Source organism: Nocardia aurantiaca (genome assembly GCF_009708175.1).
GTDB classification, from domain to species: domain Bacteria; phylum Actinomycetota; class Actinomycetes; order Mycobacteriales; family Mycobacteriaceae; genus Nocardia; species Nocardia aurantiaca.
The window spans coordinates 148063-164625 of sequence record NZ_WMBB01000008.1; the positions used below are offsets into that span (position 1 = coordinate 148063).

At 69.5% G+C, this 16563-nt stretch carries 13 protein-coding genes; 9 read left to right on the forward strand and 4 right to left on the reverse strand.

Annotated features, from left to right (window positions below; genetic code table 11):
* Window positions 1-201: 201 nt before the first annotated feature.
* The 6 genes from GLP40_RS18475 to GLP40_RS18500 all read left to right on the forward strand — a co-directional run bounded on the left by GLP40_RS18475 (window position 202) and on the right by GLP40_RS18500 (window position 5219).
* On the forward strand, window positions 202-1470 hold the full coding sequence (locus GLP40_RS18475) for an AI-2E family transporter (protein ID WP_407671621.1): 1269 nt from the start codon (window positions 202-204) through the stop codon (window positions 1468-1470).
* Window positions 1454-2647, forward strand: a complete 1194-nt coding sequence (macS, locus tag GLP40_RS18480; protein ID WP_328290343.1) for a MacS family sensor histidine kinase — start codon at window positions 1454-1456, stop codon at window positions 2645-2647. Before GLP40_RS18475 ends, macS begins: the two co-directional genes overlap by 17 nt.
* A gap of 14 nt (window positions 2648-2661) precedes the next feature.
* Window positions 2662-3324: a response regulator gene (locus tag GLP40_RS18485; RefSeq protein ID WP_154789182.1), complete on the forward strand. Its 663-nt coding sequence runs from the start codon at window positions 2662-2664 to the stop codon at window positions 3322-3324.
* A 108-nt stretch (window positions 3325-3432) separates the two neighbouring features.
* A complete protein-coding gene (locus GLP40_RS18490) occupies window positions 3433-4074 on the forward strand; it encodes a DUF1707 SHOCT-like domain-containing protein (RefSeq protein ID WP_328290387.1) in 642 nt (213 codons plus the stop codon).
* A 71-nt stretch (window positions 4075-4145) separates the two neighbouring features.
* Complete coding sequence (locus GLP40_RS18495) at window positions 4146-4961, forward strand: alpha/beta fold hydrolase (protein WP_196054722.1); 816 nt, start codon at window positions 4146-4148, stop codon at window positions 4959-4961.
* A 93-nt stretch (window positions 4962-5054) separates the two neighbouring features.
* Window positions 5055-5219 (forward strand): hypothetical protein, encoded by a 165-nt coding sequence (locus tag GLP40_RS18500; protein WP_154789185.1) that lies wholly within the window; start codon window positions 5055-5057, stop codon window positions 5217-5219.
* 56 nt (window positions 5220-5275) lie between these two features.
* Here the strand turns inward: GLP40_RS18500 and GLP40_RS18505 are convergent, their stop codons facing one another.
* Genes GLP40_RS18505 through GLP40_RS18520 form a run of 4 tightly spaced genes read right to left on the reverse strand, consistent with a single transcriptional unit; the run spans window position 5276 to window position 11581 of the window.
* Entirely contained in the window at window positions 5276-8569 is a 3294-nt protein-coding gene (locus tag GLP40_RS18505; RefSeq protein WP_328290344.1) for an MMPL family transporter, read from the reverse strand.
* Window positions 8569-9339, reverse strand: a complete 771-nt coding sequence (locus GLP40_RS18510) for an NYN domain-containing protein (protein WP_230329690.1) — start codon at window positions 9337-9339, stop codon at window positions 8569-8571. Before GLP40_RS18510 ends, GLP40_RS18505 begins: the two co-directional genes overlap by 1 nt.
* A complete protein-coding gene (gene trmB, locus GLP40_RS18515; protein ID WP_154789186.1) occupies window positions 9336-10169 on the reverse strand; it encodes a tRNA (guanosine(46)-N7)-methyltransferase TrmB in 834 nt (277 codons plus the stop codon). The genes GLP40_RS18510 and trmB overlap by 4 nt, the downstream gene beginning before the upstream one ends.
* Window positions 10170-10228: 59 nt before the next feature.
* Window positions 10229-11581 carry a lipase family protein gene (locus tag GLP40_RS18520; RefSeq protein WP_154789187.1) on the reverse strand — a complete coding sequence of 451 codons (1353 nt, stop codon included), beginning with the start codon at window positions 11579-11581 and terminating at the stop codon, window positions 10229-10231.
* A gap of 239 nt (window positions 11582-11820) precedes the next feature.
* Between GLP40_RS18520 and GLP40_RS18525 the strand changes: the two genes are divergently transcribed.
* The 3 genes from GLP40_RS18525 to GLP40_RS18535 all read left to right on the forward strand — a co-directional run bounded on the left by GLP40_RS18525 (window position 11821) and on the right by GLP40_RS18535 (window position 16508).
* Complete coding sequence (locus GLP40_RS18525; RefSeq protein ID WP_154789188.1) at window positions 11821-12486, forward strand: P-loop NTPase family protein; 666 nt, start codon at window positions 11821-11823, stop codon at window positions 12484-12486.
* Between the two features lie 45 nt (window positions 12487-12531).
* Window positions 12532-14439, forward strand: coding sequence for a hypothetical protein (locus GLP40_RS18530; protein WP_230329691.1), 1908 nt, complete (start codon window positions 12532-12534; stop codon window positions 14437-14439).
* A 242-nt stretch (window positions 14440-14681) separates the two neighbouring features.
* Window positions 14682-16508 carry a phosphoenolpyruvate carboxykinase (GTP) gene (locus tag GLP40_RS18535; RefSeq protein WP_154789189.1) on the forward strand — a complete coding sequence of 609 codons (1827 nt, stop codon included), beginning with the start codon at window positions 14682-14684 and terminating at the stop codon, window positions 16506-16508.
* The last annotated feature ends 55 nt before the right edge of the window (window positions 16509-16563 follow it).

The window sequence follows — 16563 nt, forward strand, 5'->3', positions numbered from 1 at the left end:
GGCGGGTTCGCGGCGCCGAAGGTCTCGTTCGTCCCTGCTCGGCTTCGCTCGCTCGTTCCGTCGGTCGGGAACGAGCGCTCCGCCTCCCCGCGCTTGCGCCGCGAACCACCAGGTCGTCGGCGGGGAAGAGATGATCGAGCAGGCGTCATCGCGGTACGCGCCTGGAGCGGAGAGCCGCTCGGGCACAGTAGGCTCGCCAACGTGAGTGAGGTGCAGGCAGTGTCCAGCGGATCCGGCGAGTCCGGTGGGGTGCGCCGTCGCGACGTGGAGGCCGTGCACCCGATCGTGCGGCAGACCGCGGAGTGGTGCTGGCGGCTGCTCATCATCTTCGCGGCCGTGCTCGCGGTGGCGTATCTGGCGCGGCGGCTGTCGACGGTCACCATTCCGATTTCCATCGCGTTGCTGGGCGCGGCGCTGATGGCGCCGCTGGTCAACTGGATGCAGCGGTTCGGAGTGCCGCGCGCGATCGGCGTGTTCGTGGCGCTGGTCGGGGCGCTCGGTCTGCTCGCCGGGATCGTGACCTTCGTCGTCGAGCAGTTCGTCTCGGGCGTGCCGCAGCTGTCGGACGAGTTCAAGACCTCCGTGCACCAGGTGCAGGACTGGCTGATCAACGGGCCGTTGCAGCTGAGCAACGATCAGATCCGCAATGCCGGCGACACCATCGTCAAGACCGTCGAGTCGAACAAGGACGCGCTGACCAACGGGGCCCTCACCACCGCCACCGTCATCGGCGAGTTCTTCACCGGCGCCTTCCTGACCCTGTTCATCCTCATCTTCTTCCTCTACGGCGGCGACCAGATCTGGGAGTTCATCACCCGCGTCGTCCCGACCGCACACCGGGAAAAGGTGCGGCAGGCCGGGCGGCTGGGTTTCGGCACCCTGACCGGCTTCGTGCGAGCCACCGTCATGGTGGCGGCGGTGGACGCCATCGGCATCGGCGCGGGCTTGGCCATTCTCAATGTGCCGCTGGCGCTTCCGCTGGCCTCGCTGGTCTTCATCGGCGCGTTCATTCCCATCGTGGGCTCCTTCATCGCCGGGTCGGTGGCGGTATTCATCGCGCTCATGACCAAGGGAATCGTCACCGCGCTGATCGTGCTGGGCATCACCGTGGCGGTCATGCAGCTGGAAGGCCATGTGCTGCAACCACTGCTGATGGGTCGCGCGGTGCGCATCCATCCGCTGGCCGTGGTGCTCGCCATCGCGGCGGGTGCGGTGCTGGCCGGTCTCGCGGGCGCTCTGCTCGCGGTGCCGTTCGTGGCGGTGCTCAACACCGCCGTGCGCTCGCTGTTGGCCGGCTCACCCGACGAGCTCTATCAGGACCTGCACACCGGCGATCCGAGCAAGCCCATGTACAGCGCCGAACCCGACATTCCCGACGAGGACCGCTACCGGGTGTCCGTGCCGGTGACCGAGGACGCGCACCAGCCGCCACCGAAGCCCGTCGGCGGCAGCGGTGAAGCCGGAGACTGACGAACCCGATCCCGCCTGGGCCGCCACCGCGCCGCTGTGGCGGGCCGTGCAGGCGTTCCGGCTGGTCACCCTGTTGTACGCGGTGGGCCAGCAGATCGCCTCGGTGTCGTACTACACCGGTCAACGGCTGAGCTGGGCGCTGATCGCCGTCATGGCGGTGTGGTCGGGCATCTCGGCGGTCCTGTTGTCGCAGTGGCGGATCCGGCACGAGCCCCGGGTGCGCACAGCGGTGGTCGTCGGTGACAACATCGTGGTCATCGCGCTGATCTTCGCCACCCGGCTGGTCGCGCCCTACGACTGGTATCACCACCATCAGACCCTGCCCACCACGCTCTGGGCCGCCAACGCCGTTGTCTCCGCGGCGATTCTGTGGGGGCCGCTCGGCGGCGTCTGCTCGGGGCTGGTCATCTCCGCTGCCGTCATCACCGCGCGGGCTCAGTGGGACTTCGACGTGTGGCGCGACGCGACGCTGCCCGTCCTGGTCTCGGTGGGCCTCGCCCTGGGCTTGGCCTCCGATACCGCCCGCCGCGCGCATGCGCAGCTGCAACGCGCCGTCCGGCTCACCGTCGCCGCCCAGGAACGCGAACGCCTGGCCCGGGAGGTGCACGACGGAGTCCTGCAGGTGCTCAGCTACATCAAGCGTCGCGGCAACGAAATCGGCGGCCCGACAGCCGAGCTCGCGCAGCGGGCGGGCGAGCAGGAGGTGGCGTTGCGCGTGCTCGTTTCCGAGCAGGGCGACCGCGCCGAGGCCGGGGGAACCGAGGAGGACCTGCGCCCGCTGCTCACCGCCCAGGCCACCCCATCCGTCTTCGTCTCCACCCCTGGCGATCCGGTGCGGCTGGGCCACTGGGCGGCCCGCGAGATCGCCGCCGCCGTGGCCGCCGCCCTCGCGAATGTGGTCCAGCACGCCGGGCCCGGTGCGAAAGCGTATGTGCTGCTGGAGGATACCGGCGATGAGCTCATCGTGAGCGTGCGCGACGACGGTCCCGGCATACCACCCGGCCGCCTCGCCGAGGCCGAAGGCCAAGGGCGCATGGGTATTTCACGGTCCATCGTGGGACGCATCGCGGCGCTGGGCGGCAACGCGCGGCTGCTGTTCGAGGCGACGCCCGGGGACAATGAGGATGGCGCGGGCGCGGAATGGGAGTTCCGCGTGCCCCTCGCACGGCGACGATGAGACCGGAGGCGGATATGGCCGAATCGGATGCCCCGATCACGGTGATGGTGGTCGACGACCACCCGATCTGGCGCGACGGCGTCGCCCGCGACCTCGCCGAGGCCGGATTCGACGTGGTCGCCACCGCCGACGGCGTGCGCGCCGCCGGGGCCCGCGCGAGCGCCGTGCGACCGGCCGTCGTCCTGATGGACATGCGACTCCCCGACGGCAACGGCGCGGACGCCACCGCCGAGGTGCTGCGGGTCTCCCCGCGCACCCGGGTGCTGGTGCTGTCGGCGTCGGCCGAACGCGCCGACGTGCTCGACGCCATCAAGGCCGGGGCCACCGGCTACCTGGTCAAGAGCGCCTCGGCCACCGAACTCCTGGATGCCGTCCGCGCCACCGCCGCGGGGCAGGCCGTTTTCTCGCCCGGCTTGGCCGGACTGGTCCTCGGTGAGTTCCGGCGCATCGCCAACACACCCGCCGATCGCGACGAACCCCATCGCCCCGCCCTCACCGACCGGGAGACCGAGGTATTGCGCATGGTGGCGAAGGGCTTGTCCGCCAAGCAGATCGCCACCCGGCTCGGCCTCAGCCACCGCACGGTGGAGAACCACGTGCAGTCCACCCTGCGCAAACTGCAGCTCGGCAATCGCGTCGAATTGACCCGCTACGCCATCGAACAGGGCCTCGAGTAGGGGGACGGTTCAGGGATTGCCCTGATGCGGCGGCGGCCCCGCGCTGGTTAGCCTCGAAGCATGGGAGGTCCTGAAGCGGTTTCCGCGATCGTGACCGGCAACGCCGTGATCGGCGACCGGGATCTACGGGTATCCGATGTCGAACGCGAACATGTCGGTCGGCTGCTGCAGCGCGCTGTCGGGCTGGGCATGCTGTCGCTGGGGGAATTCACCGAGCGCATGGACACCGCGCTCGCGGCCAAGACCCGCGGCGAACTCAATGCGGTGCTGGTCGATCTGCCGGGGGTCCGGCTGGTCGGGCAACCCGCCCCCGCAGCACAGCGCTACGCGCCGCCGCAGCCGCGGTACGTGGCCGCGCACCGCATCCCGCAGGCCGCGCCGGGCACTGTGATTCGCGCCCGCCTGTCGAGCGTGGAGCGCAAGGGCGCCTGGCACGTGCCGCCCGCGCTGATGATCAACAGCCTGATGGGCAGCGTGCGCCTGGACTTCACACAGGCCGTCATGTCCACCCAGGTGGTCGAGATCCACGTCGACGACACCTGCAGCTCGGTCGAGCTGATCGTGCCCGCCGAGGCCACCGTGGACCTCAATGCCATCGACCTGATCGGCTCCAGCGCCAATACCAAGGTCCGCACCGGTCCGCCCATCGGGCCGCTGCACATCATCGTGCACGGCACGCTGCGGTTCAGCTCCGTCACCGCCAAGCACCCGTTCGGAACCAACTGGAAACGGTTCCTCAACGGTGCGTGACCGCCGCCGGGCCCGAGGGGCCGCCGAATCGGGCGCGGCGGGGTGCTTATCCGGACGGTATGGTCACGCACATGGTGGATGGCGTCCCGACCCCGGAGGCAGTGCATCGATCCGGCAGCGGTGAGCCGCTGCTCCTGTTGCACGGCGTCCTGCTGACCTGGCAGTCCTGGGGCGCGGTACTGGACGAGCTGGCCACCGACCACGCCGTGCTGGCCCCCACCCTGCCCGGCCACTGGGGTGGTCCCGAGGCGGCGCGGCCCGCCACCGTGGCCGCCCTGGTCGATCACTGCGAGCGGCTGCTCGACGAATCCGGTTGGGACACCGCCCATATCGCGGGCAATTCGCTGGGCGGCTGGATCGCCCTGGAGCTCGCCGCCCGCGGCCGCGCCCGCTCGTGCACCGTCATCGCCCCCGCAGGTCTGTGGCGCACACCCGCCGCCGCGGATTCGCTGCTCCGCAGGTTCCGCGCCTTCGCCCCGCTCATCGGGCTGGGCCCGGATCGACAGCCGACCATGCCCTCGCTGCTGCGCAGCCTGCTGCTGCCGCTGCTGGCCGATCGTCCGGCCGATGTGCCGAATCCGCTGGCCAAGGCCATGACCGCGGCCATCACCGAATGCGCCATCGTCGATGACCTATCCGAAGATCCGGATCTCTCAACGGGTTTCACGGGACTGGCCGAGCTGGATATCCCCACGACCGTCCTGCTGCCCGACCGCGACCGGGTGCTCCCACCCCACGTCTACGCCGCGCTGACCCCCACCGCGGCCGTCGAGGTGCGCTCCCTGCCCGGCCTCGGCCACGTCCCCATGCTCGAGGCTCCGGACCTGATCACCGCCGAGATCCGCGCCACCATCGCCCGCGCCGCCGCCCCCGCGCGCCCCGCCTGATCCGGCCCGGGGACCGTATCCGCCGAATCGGGAGGCGGTATTGCCCGGCACCCGCGTGTTTCCCCCATATGGGCAAACGCCCAGGTCGAGAGCATGACGGACATGAATCCCGCCGACGATCCCGCTGATCGCGCGGCTGTCGACCGAATTCACCTGGCCGACCTCGATGGTCCGGTCCGGGCTGTGGCGCTCCTGGTGGTCGGCAACCGGTACACGGTGGCCTTCACAGACACGGATTCCGGCGCCCGGTCCACATAAACCGCTGAAACGGCAGGGCCCGGCCGAGGATTCGGCCGGGCCCCGCCGTCGCCAGGTCAATCGCTGTTCTGGCGACGGAGGAGTTCGTTGACGCTCACCTGGCCTCCCTCGCCACCGCGATGCTTGGCATCCTCGTCCGCATGGGGAGCGGGGGGGCGACGCCGGGAGGAGCGCAGGTCGGACATCCACTGCTCGATGCTGCTGCGGCCGCCGCCCTCCTGCGGCTGATCCTCGACGGCACGGTGCGTCGGATCCTCTTCCCCGGCAGCGGATTCCACCGGCTGCTCCGGTTCCGGCGAGTGCCGCTGGGCCAGCTGCGCCCGGGTCGCCGGATGCGGAGCGATCCTCGGCATCGGCGGCGGCAGCACCCGCCCCGAACCGACCACCGGCGCGGGCGGCTGTGAATCCGCCGGTCCCGCAGGCGGTTTGGGCGATGCGGCCTGCGGGGCTGGAGGCGCGGGCTGTGAGACGGACGGGACCGGGGTCGCCGGAGCGACCGGCGGGACCGCCGCGGGCGGCGGGGCCGAAGCCTCGAAGGCCCCGCCCTGAGCGTGCGACACGCTCTCGGGCGCGGCTTCGCTCTCGGGCACACGCTGCGGCAGGCCGCCACCGGGATTCGTGGAACCCTGTGCGGGGGAAGCGAAGTCGCTGATCGGGTGCGGGGCCACCGGGCCGCGGGCGGAGCCGAGACCGGTGGGGCCGGAACCGAGATCGGTGGTCGGGGCGTCCGCCGAGGCCGTGCTGAGCACGCGCCGCGGCGCGACCGGCGGAGTGGCCTCCGCGGGCGCCGGGGACGCCGGGGCGGGTTCGACGGGTGTGCTGCTCGCGGAACCGGATTCGGGGACCGAGATACCGCTGGGCTTGACGAACGCCGGGACCGCGGTGGTCGACGGGGTGACGCCGTGGCCGGGACGCATTGCGGCGGACGGGACTTCGGACGCGGGGCGGTCGGACTCCGGGGCCGGGGCGGCCTCGGCGGTGTCCGCGGGCGGTGTGGTCTCGGTGCGCTCGACGGTCTCGATGCGCTGGGTCGGGGCCTCGCTGTCGACGTCGACGGTGCGGGCCGGGCGCGGCTTGCGCGGGCGCGCGGGGGCGGCGGACCCGTCGGGCAGGACCGGAATCTGCATGGTGACCGGGTCGGTGATCGGGGTGGTCTTCACCAGGTCGACCACCTCGCCGCCGCCGGGCCGCTCATCGTCGAGGATGGGCTCGCCCAGGCCGATCTTCTGCTGGATCTTCTTCATCCACTTGGGCGCCCACCAGCAGTCGTCGCCGAGCAGCTTCATGGTGGCCGGCACCAGCAGCATGCGCAGCACAGTCGCGTCGATGAACAACGCCGCCACCATGCCGTAGGCGATGTACTGCATCATCACCAGGTCGGAGAACGCGAACGCGCCGGTGACCACCAGCAGGATGAGCGCGGCGGCGGTGATGAGGCGGCCCGTCTGGGCGGTTCCCGCGCGTACGGCCTCGGTGGTGCTGGCGCCCTGGGCGCGGGCTTCGACCATGCGGGACAACAGGAATACCTCGTAGTCCACGGATAGGCCGTAGATCACCGAGATGATCAGCACCAGGACCGGCGACATGATCGGCTGCGGTGTGAAGTTCAGCAGACCCGAGCCGTGGCCGTCGATGAAGATCCAGGTCAGAATGCCCAGCGTGGACCCGAGCCCGAGCGCGCTCATGAGCGCGGCCTTGATCGGCAACACCACCGAGCCGAAGGTGAGGAACATCAGCAGGCCGGTCACGAACACCACGAGGACGATCATCAGCGGCATGCGATCGACCAGCGTGTCGATGCTGTCCTGCATCATGACCGGCGTGCCGGTGATCATGACCTCGGCATCGTCGGGGACATCCATCGAGCGCAGATCGTCGATGGTCTCCTTGATGTCGGCGCTCTTCTCCACCGGCCGCGACGTGGTCCACACATTGGCGCCGTTCGGCGGCGTCTGCGGAATCGAGAAGGTGGTCTTGGGCTGCAGCCCTCGGGCCTGATTGGCCTCGTTGAGGATCGTGCCGATGTTCTTCGGATTGTCGGTGACGATGATCAACTGGACGGGATCGGCCTTGCGCAGCGGGAAGGTCTCGTCGAAGTGCTCCTGCGCCAGCCGGGTCGGATTGTCCGGCGGCAGATAGGTTTCGCTGATCCCGCCGAACTGCAGGTTCTTCACCGGGATGATGAGCAGCAGCAGCCCGATGGTGAGCGGAATCGCCACCTTCAGCGGGTGCTTCATGACCCACGCGGTGAGCCGTCCCCAGTAGCCGTTCTCGATCTCCTCGGCGGTCTTGGTCTTGCGGAACCGCTTGAGCCCCAGGGCGTCCACGCGCGGGCCCAGGATGCTGAGCAGCGCGGGCAGCACGGTGAGCGCCGACATCGCGGCCAGCGCCACGGCCGCGATGGTGCCGTAGGCCACCGATTTCAGGAAGCCCTGCGGGAACAGCAGCATGCCCGCGGCCGCGCCGATGATCATGGTCGCGGAGAAGGTGACGGTGCGGCCCGCGGTCATGATGGAGCGCCGGACCGCCGCCTTGGTGTCATAGCCCTCGGCCATTTCCTCGCGGAAACGACTGACGATGAACAGGCCATAGTCGATGGCCAGACCGAGGCCGATCATCGTGACCACCCCGCCGACAAAGGAATTCACCTCGGTGAACTTCGTCAGCGCCATGATCACGCCATTGGCGGCGACAATGGTCAGACCGCCGATGATCAGCGGCAGGGCGGCGGCGACCACCCCACCGAAGATGAAGAACAGCAGGATCGCGACGGCCGGAAGGGCCAGCACCTCCATGCGCCGCTGGTCGCTGGCCATGGTGTCCTGCAGGGTGCCGGCGACCGGCTGCAGACCCGCGACCTCGACCTTGACGCCCGGAATATAGAAGGCGTCCTTCACCTTTCGATAGTTCCGCACCATATCGGTGTCGTTGTCGCCCTTGATGGCGATGGACGCGAAGGCGTGCTTGCGGTCCTGGCTGGCGGCCTGGGCCAGCTGCTGGCCGGTCTCGGTCTTCCAGGGAGAGCCGTTGACCTGGCTGATCTCCGGGTACTTCTTCGGCAGGTTGTTGAGGCTGTCGATGACCTTCTGATTCCACGTCGGATCATCGACCGTGCCACCGTCGGGGGCGGTGTACAGCACGACCACGTCACTGTTGTGATCGCGGCCGTACACCTGGTCCTTCAGGACGGCGGCCTGGGACGACTGCGCGGTCGGGTCGAACCATCCGCTGGAGCTGAGATGGTCCTCCAGCCCGAATCCGAAAGCTCCGAGCGAGAGCATTGCGGCCACGACAACACCCAGGACGGTGTAGCGCAGCTTGTAGACCAGGTCGCCCCAGCGGGTGAACACTAAGCGACTCCTTGAGCGGGGCGGGAGGTGAGCAGGGCCGACAGCGGCCGGAACGGCTGCAGCCACGCACCCTCGTCGGGCAGCGAGTCGAGGCTGACCCGGGGCAGCGGTTCACGGAACACGCCCGGGATGTCCTCGAGGTCGATGAACTCGAGAATATCCGACGTGACCGCCCAACTCGCGTGCTCGCGGAAACCCAGCACCTGAACAGGCACGCCGGAGGCGGCGATCTCCTCGAGGGGCCCGCGGAACGCCTGCCCGTCGGCGGAGGCCACCATGATCCCGGCCAAACCCGCGCCGCGGCGGCGTAGCTCGATGTGGGCGAGCATGTCGCTGTCCACATCGGAGTCTTCGTCGATCTTGGGTTTGGCGAAGACGGCGTAGCCGACATTGCGTAGTGCCTCGACCCACGGCCGCACCACATCGGCGGTGCCGGGGGCGATATTGGTGAAGACGGTGGCCTCGGGTTCGACCCGGGTCGTGCTGCCCACCGACAGTTCCGCGGTGCGGGCCAGCAGCCAGCGGCCCAGCGCGTCGAAGCGCGGGCGGTAGGCGGCGGTCGGACGGCCGCCGAGGATGGCGCCGAGGCCCATATCGAGGTTCGGTGCATCCCAGACCAACAGGACGCGGCGCACGTCGGTGGCGGTGCCGCCCAGGGCGACCGCGGCGTTGCCATGGAGCCCTGTGGTGCCAGATAATTCGGTCGAGTCGGCGCCGTGCATTATTCCGGCAACTTCCGACACCCCGTGGGCCATCTCACTGACGCTCATGATTCGATCTTCCCCCAGATGAACTCGGTGATGGCGCTACCCGCGCGGAGTCCTTTGCTTTCGAACTTGGTAATCGGGCGTTCGAAACCAATCGGTGCCTTGGTCCGGTAGGCCTCGGGATCCCCTCCGGTGGGCTCGTTCATGCCGATGAGCTGGGGTTCCGCATTTCCGTACAGACCGATCCACTCGGCATAGTCCGCATGGTCGGTCGCGACATGCAACACGCCGCCCGGAATCAGCCGACTCGCTATGAGTGCGAATGTCTCCGGCTGCAGCAGCCGCCGCTTGTGGTGCCGCGCCTTCGGCCAGGGGTCCGGGAAGAATACGCGCACACCGGTCAGCGATTCGGGAGCAATCATATTTTCCAGGACATCTACGGCATCGCCGCGCAGCAGTCGGATGTTCTCGATGCCTTCGCGCTCCACCCGCTGCACCAGCTGGGCCAGACCCGGCTTGTAGACCTCGATGCCGATCAGATTGAACTGCGGCTCCGCCTGCGCCATGGCCGCGGTGGCCGTGCCGGTGCCGCAGCCGATCTCGATGATCACCGGGGCCGAGCGCCCGAACCAGGCGTCCGCGTCCAGCTTCTCGTCGGAGACATCCTTGCCGATCCGCGGCCACACCCGATCCCAGGCGTCCTGGCGGGCGGGCGACACCGCGCCGCGGCGGGCGCGGAAACTGGTGACCCGGGGATAGAGGCGGTTGCCCGCGGGCCGATCCGGCTGGCCGTTGGCGGCTTCCGAGTGATCGGCGTCACCGGCGGTGGCGGCGGACCGCGGCCCGGGAACTGGCTCGGCAGTATGGTTCGCGGCGTCGTTCACGGCGTCCATTGTCCAGTATTGGTTCATCAGCGCGGCAATCGACCACGAATTGCCGCGGCCGCGAAGACTCAGGCTGCCAGGCCCGACACCTCGTCGGAGGACGCGGCGGCGGCCGGGCGCAGGGGCAGTCCGAGCGTGACTCGCATTGCGGTGGTTGCCATTTCCACCATGCTGCGCCAGTGCGTCGGGGACGCGGCTACCGACCAGACGGTCTTGGTTGTGGGTTCGGTAAGAGTTTTGCCGGCCAGCCGATCGGCCAGCCAGTTCAGACTCATCGGAGTCGCCAGCGGGAACAGCGAGAAATGCTCGCTGAGGCGATCGCGGACGTGCCAGACCGACGCGCCGCCCGCCCGGTAGCGCTCGACCTGACCGTCGACGCCCGCGGCATCGATGACCTGATCGCGGACCGGGTGCACCACCAGCACCGGGCACTTGGGCGCGCGGTTGCCGAGCCGCAGCTCGTCGAACATGTCCTCGAGGTCCGGGAGTATCTCCATCAGCGGGCGCTTCAGATAGTCGTCCAGGCGGCGGCCCACCAGCAGCGGCAGCACCGCGATCGGGCCCAGGGATCGGGCGCGGTCCAGCAGACGCCGGCCCTCGGGGGTGAAGTCGCGGCGCACCACCTCGGTCAGCGCGGGATAGACCTGCTGCAGAGCGGCGATCACGATCGCCGGAAAGCCCGCGAACAGGCCGCCGTTCAGGTTCAGGAACACATGGCGGGGATCTCCCACCGGCGCGCCCAGCACCGCTCCGACGATATCCACCTCAGGCGCGTACTCCGGGGCCATCTCCACCAGCCACGAACTGGCCATGCCGCCACCCGAATAGCCCCACACCGCCACCCTGGTGCCCGCGTGCAGGCCCAGCGGAGCGAAACGCAGTGCGGCGCGGACGCCGTCCAGTCCGCGATAGCCGGGCTCCCGGGCCACCCCGAAATTCCCTTGCAGCCCTTCGTGATCCGCGATGCTGACCGCCCAGCCGCGGCGCAGCGCGTTCGCGACCAGCATCCATTCGAGCTGGGTGATGGAGCCGGGGGACAGGGCCCCGCGGCGCAGCGCGTAGGACGGCGCGCAGCGGTCGGTGACGGCGTCCATGGCGGTTTGGAAGGCCAGCAGCGGGCGCTCGGAATCCAGTTCGGCGCCTCTCGGCAGCAGCACCGTGGTGATCGCGATCTCGGGCTTGCCGTGCAGATCCTGGCTGCGGTAGAGCAGCTGCCAGGCCGTCACCTGCTGGGGCACCAGGCCGAAGAGCGCGATCTCGACCGCGCGGCTGCGCAGGATCGTGCCGGCCGCGTGCCGGGCGAAGCCGCGCGGCGGATGGAAGAAGGGATCCAGGCTGGGCGGCAGCGGACGGCCACTCGGCTGCTCGGCCGCGGGCCATGCCGAATCGGCTGCTTCGATGACGTCGGCGTTGACGGCCATCACTACCTCCCCTCCTCGCGCCGGCCGTGGACCGAGAAGGGGCACCGCAGCCGTGCATCGGCCCTGATGCCGACCGAATCGCCAGAGTAGGGCACTCGCAGGTATCCGTGAAGAGCGGTCGCACCGAATTGTGCCGTCGCACAGAAGGACTCGGATCGACCGGGTTCCTCACGTCGTGACCTGCGCGTTTGTGATGCGAAACCCGCACGCGCCCAGCGCCTTCCGGCTAGGCTGCCCGCGTGTCGGTCGGGCGATCTCCGCGCATCCAGGTGACGGGGCGGGCCCGCGCGGGCAAAACCACCCTGCGACATGCGCTGTCGCTGCTCACCGCCGAAGAAACCCGAGCGGTCGACCGGCCCGGGCAACCGAACCCCGCCCTCGACGCCGACCTCGTCCTCTATGTTCTTCCCGGCCTGGCAGATCCGGCCGACCACCGCCTCCTCGCCACCCTCGCCCCGGACCGCACCCTTGTGGTCCTCAACAAGGCCGACTCCATCGGCGCCCGCTGGTCCGACGCCGCCACCATGGCCGAAAAACTCACCGCCGACCTCGGTCTCCCCACCTTCCCGGTGGTGGCGGCCCTGGCGGGCCGGACCCGCTCTGGCACGCTCACCGACACCGATCTGCGCACCCTGCACGACCATCGCGATCGCCCCGACCCGCCCCTGACCCTCTCCCACGACCTCTTCACCGCCCCGGGCCTCGCCCCCGATCCCGAAGCCCGCCGAGCACTCCTTGACCGCTGGGACCTCTTCGGCGTCTCCTGCGCTCTCGCGGCCCTCCGCCGCCACCCCACCCTCACCCCACAGCTCCTACTCCACATCCTCCACTGCGCCAGCGGAATCGACCCCCTCCACCGCGAACTCCACCGCCGCTACGAGGCCGTCGCCGCTCTCGGCGATTGATTCGCCTCTCGCCAAGCCGAATACACCGCTGGATACGAATCAGCGGTGTTGATTCCCGAACCCCGCCCCGCCGACCCGCCGTCGCGAGATCCCGCCGCGGTGGGCGAGCTGTCCTCCGGTGCGGAGCGCGGTTCGGGCGCCGAGGAGACCCGGACCCGCCCCCTTCCGGAATCCGTTGACGCTCAGCTCCCGTCCCTTCCGGACGACCGCCCGCACCAGGGGCCGGGCCGTGGGCTCCAACTCCCGCCGTTGAGCCGAGCGACCTCGGCCGGGACGGTCGGGTGGTCCGTTCCGGGCGGCGTCCACGGTGTGGAGTCGGCGGTGTCGGTGTCACCCGTGGGAGTTCCCATCCGGTCGGAGCTGCCACCGCCTGTCGCGGCGGATTCATCCCGGGGTGCGTCGTGGTCGGACGGGGCGGCAGCCGCGGCCACCGCGGCACGGGCGGACGAGTCGGCCGCGCTGCCTGCGGCCGTGGAAGCCGTTGTCATGCGCTGGAATCCGCACGGTTTGGCTTTGCTCCGCGCGATGGCGGGCCCGGAACCGGAGGCCGCGTCGATCGGGCTCATCGGTGGCGACGATTCACGCTCGGCGGCATTGCGGGTCGAGCTGGCCCGATTCCAGCCACGCATCGACCTCGGCGTCGTCGCGGCCACGGGTGGAGCCGGCATTGACGAGGCGGCGGAGAACGATGCACGGTTCGGGTTGCAGGCGCGTCCGAACCCGGTGGCACTCGTTGTGCTCGAGGCCGGGGCCCTGATCGGAGGCGAGCTGCTGGAGCGGGTGCGGGGTTTGCGGGCGGATCGGACTCGGATCGTGTTCGCGCTCGACGGGATTCACGCGCATCGGGACTGGCGGGAGGTGCGGAAGCTGGATATCGAGCTGCTGGCCGAGGCGGGTGGCGGGGGTCGGGAGGAGATCGTGCCGGTGTCGGCGCGGATGGCGGCGGTGGCCAGGTCGCAGGGGGATGCGGCGTTACTGGATCGGTCGGGGGTGGGGTTGCTGCATGCCAGGTTGGTGGCGGCGGCCGGGGCGGGAGCGGCGGGGGATCAGGTGGGGATCGTGCGGGAGCGGGTGGTGGGGGAGACGCGGCGGCGAATTCGGGCGCAGCTGGGGAAGCTGCGGGGCGGCGGGGATGTTGCGGGTTTGCGGGAGGAGCGGGCGCGGCTGCTGGCGGTCAGCGACGGTGGGCGGGGATCGGCCATGACAATCGTGCGGAATCGGCTGCAGTTGGCGCGGGTGGATCTATCGCATGAGGTCGGGGGCCGAATCCGGGCACTGCACGGGGAGTTGCGGGCCGAAATCGAACGCCTGCCGCGTGGCGCGCACGCTGAATTTCCGCGACATGTGAGCGATTCTGTGGAAAAGCTCACACAGGAGATGGACCGCGCGATTCGCGCCCGGATCGGCGAATTATGCCGTCAGGTCGAAGAATCCGTCGCGGAGGAATGGCATATATCTTTTCCGCCCCCCGCGGAACGGGTGTCGAGGGCGGTTCCGACGCCCGGCCCACGCCTGCGGGGCGTGGAGGACCACCTGGTGATCGCGCTCGGCGCTTCGGCGGGCTTCGGACTGGGGCGGCTGGTCGTGGCTCCGCTGGCCCTGCTGCAGGCCTTCGACTATGCGATCGTACCGGTCAGTCTGCTCCTCGGTGCCGCCGCCGCGGGCTGGGTGGTGCGCGCCCGCAAACAGCTTGCCGATGGCGCTCACCTGCGGCAATGGGTCGCCGACACGCTGGTCGACGCCCGCGCGCACCTCGAACAGCGGGTCGCCACGGCCCTGGTCGACGCCGAGGAGCGGCTCACCGACGAAGTGCTCCGCCGCGCCACCGCGCGCATGGTGCACACCGATCTGCGGGTCGGAGAATTGGAGGCGCAATTGCGGGAGGCGGCCCAGCGCCGCCCCGCTCTACTGCTGGCATGCGAACGTGACCTGGCCGCACTCGAATTCGCATAACGGCTGGTCGGAGGTTTCGACCGGGTACCGACTGGACAACCCGATTCCGTACACCGCGATATATGGCGTTAACCTCTATGGCAGGAACCAGGGCATCCGCTGCGTTCTTGTACGCGCGTCCAGCCGGTACGGGCAAGCGGCCGAGACCAGCGGGGGCCCTGCCGCAATTGGTGGCACTCGGTGTCGCGAGCCGTGGTCCTCGGCTCGAGGACCTCGGGGCCGCCCATCTCAGGAGAGTTTTCATGACCTCAGCGACCATTCCTGGTCTTCACGATGGCACCGCGCCCACCGAGCACAAGGAACTGCTTGCCTGGGTACAGGAGGTCGCAGAACTCACCCAGCCGGACCGCGTGGTGTGGTCGGACGGTTCCGATGAGGAGTGGGACGTCCTCACCGCCAAGCTGGTCGAGGCCGGCACATTCAAGAAGCTGAACGAGCACAAGAAGCCCAACTCGTTCCTCGCGCTCTCCGACCCCTCTGACGTCGCCCGCGTCGAATCCCGCACCTACATCTGCTCGAAGACCGAGGCCGACGCCGGTCCGACCAACAACTGGGTCGACCCGACCGAGATGCGCGCCACCATGACCGAGCTGTACCGCGGCTGCATGAACGGCCGCACCATGTACGTGGTGCCCTTCTGCATGGGCCCGCTCGGCGCCGAGGACCCCAAGCTGGGCGTCGAGATCACCGACTCCGAGTACGTCGTGGTCTCCATGCGCGTGATGACCCGCATGGGCGCGGCCGCGCTGGAGAAGCTGGGCGCCGACCGCCCGTTCGTGAAGGCCCTGCACTCCGTGGGCGCCCCGCTGGCCGAGGGCCAGGCCGACGTGCCGTGGCCGTGCAACGACACCAAGTACATCACCCACTTCCCCGAGGACCGCGAAATCTGGTCCTACGGTTCGGGTTACGGCGGCAACGCCCTGCTGGGCAAGAAGTGCTACTCGCTGCGCATCGCCTCCGCCATGGCGCACGACGAGGGCTGGCTGGCCGAGCACATGCTCATCCTCAAGCTCATCTCGCCGGAGAACAAGGCGTACTACATCGCCGCCGCGTTCCCCTCGGCCTGCGGCAAGACCAACCTCGCCATGATCCAGCCGACCATACCGGGCTGGCGCGCCGAGACCCTCGGTGACGACATCGCGTGGATGCGTTTCGGCAAGGACGGCCGACTGTACGCGGTCAACCCGGAATTCGGCTTCTTCGGTGTCGCGCCCGGAACCAACCACAAGTCGAACCCGAACGCCATGGCCACCATGGAGGCCGGCAACACCGTCTACACCAATGTCGCCCTCACCGACGACAACGACGTGTGGTGGGAGGGCCTGGAGGGCACTCCGGACCACCTGATCGACTGGAAGGGCAACGACTGGGTCGAGCGCGAGTCGGAAACCCTGGCCGCGCACCCGAACTCGCGCTACTGCACCCCGATGTCGCAGTGCCCGATCCTCGCCCCCGAATGGGACGACCCGCAGGGCGTGCCGATCTCGGCCATCCTCTTCGGCGCCCGCCGCAAGACCACCGTCCCGCTGGTGACCGAGTCCTTCGGCTGGCAGCACGGCGTGTTCATGGGCGCGACCATGGCGTCGGAGCAGACCGCCGCCGCCGAGGGCAAGGTCGGCGCCGTGCGCCGCGACCCGATGGCCATGCTGCCGTTCATGGGCTACCACGTCGGCGACTACCTGGGCCACTGGATCAACCTCGGCAAGAACGCCGACGACCAGCAGCTCCCGAAGATCTTCTACGTCAACTGGTTCCGCCGCGGCGACGATGGCCGCTTCCTGTGGCCCGGTTTCGGTGAGAACTCCCGCGTGCTGGAGTGGGTCATCGGCCGCATCGAGGGCCGCTCCGAGGCGGCCGTCACCCCGATCGGCAATGTCCCGGTCGCGGCCAACCTCGATCTCGAGGGCCTGGACGTGAACGCCGCCGACGTCGACGAGGCGCTCGCGGTCGACATCGAGGAATGGAAGCGGGAGATTCCGCTGATCGAGGAGTGGTTCGAGTTCATCGGCGACAAGCTGCCCTCCGGCATCCGCGACGAGTTCGAGGCCCTCAAGCAGCGGTTGGCCTGACATCCTGGTCGTGGGGGCTTCGCCCCCACACCCCCAACGAAACGAAATAGGGCGG

Coding starts and splice junctions, on each gene's coding strand:
- GLP40_RS18485 (WP_154789182.1), top strand. CDS start 2,662: ATGGCCGAATCGGATGCCCCGATCACGGTGATGGTGGTCGACGACCAC.
- GLP40_RS18535 (WP_154789189.1), top strand. CDS start 14,682: ATGACCTCAGCGACCATTCCTGGTCTTCACGATGGCACCGCGCCCACC.
- GLP40_RS18510 (WP_230329690.1), bottom strand. CDS start 9,339: ATGAGCGTCAGTGAGATGGCCCACGGGGTGTCGGAAGTTGCCGGAATA.
- GLP40_RS18520 (WP_154789187.1), bottom strand. CDS start 11,581: ATGGCCGTCAACGCCGACGTCATCGAAGCAGCCGATTCGGCATGGCCC.
- trmB (WP_154789186.1), bottom strand. CDS start 10,169: ATGGACGCCGTGAACGACGCCGCGAACCATACTGCCGAGCCAGTTCCC.
- GLP40_RS18500 (WP_154789185.1), top strand. CDS start 5,055: ATGACGGACATGAATCCCGCCGACGATCCCGCTGATCGCGCGGCTGTC.
- GLP40_RS18495 (WP_196054722.1), top strand. CDS start 4,146: ATGGTGGATGGCGTCCCGACCCCGGAGGCAGTGCATCGATCCGGCAGC.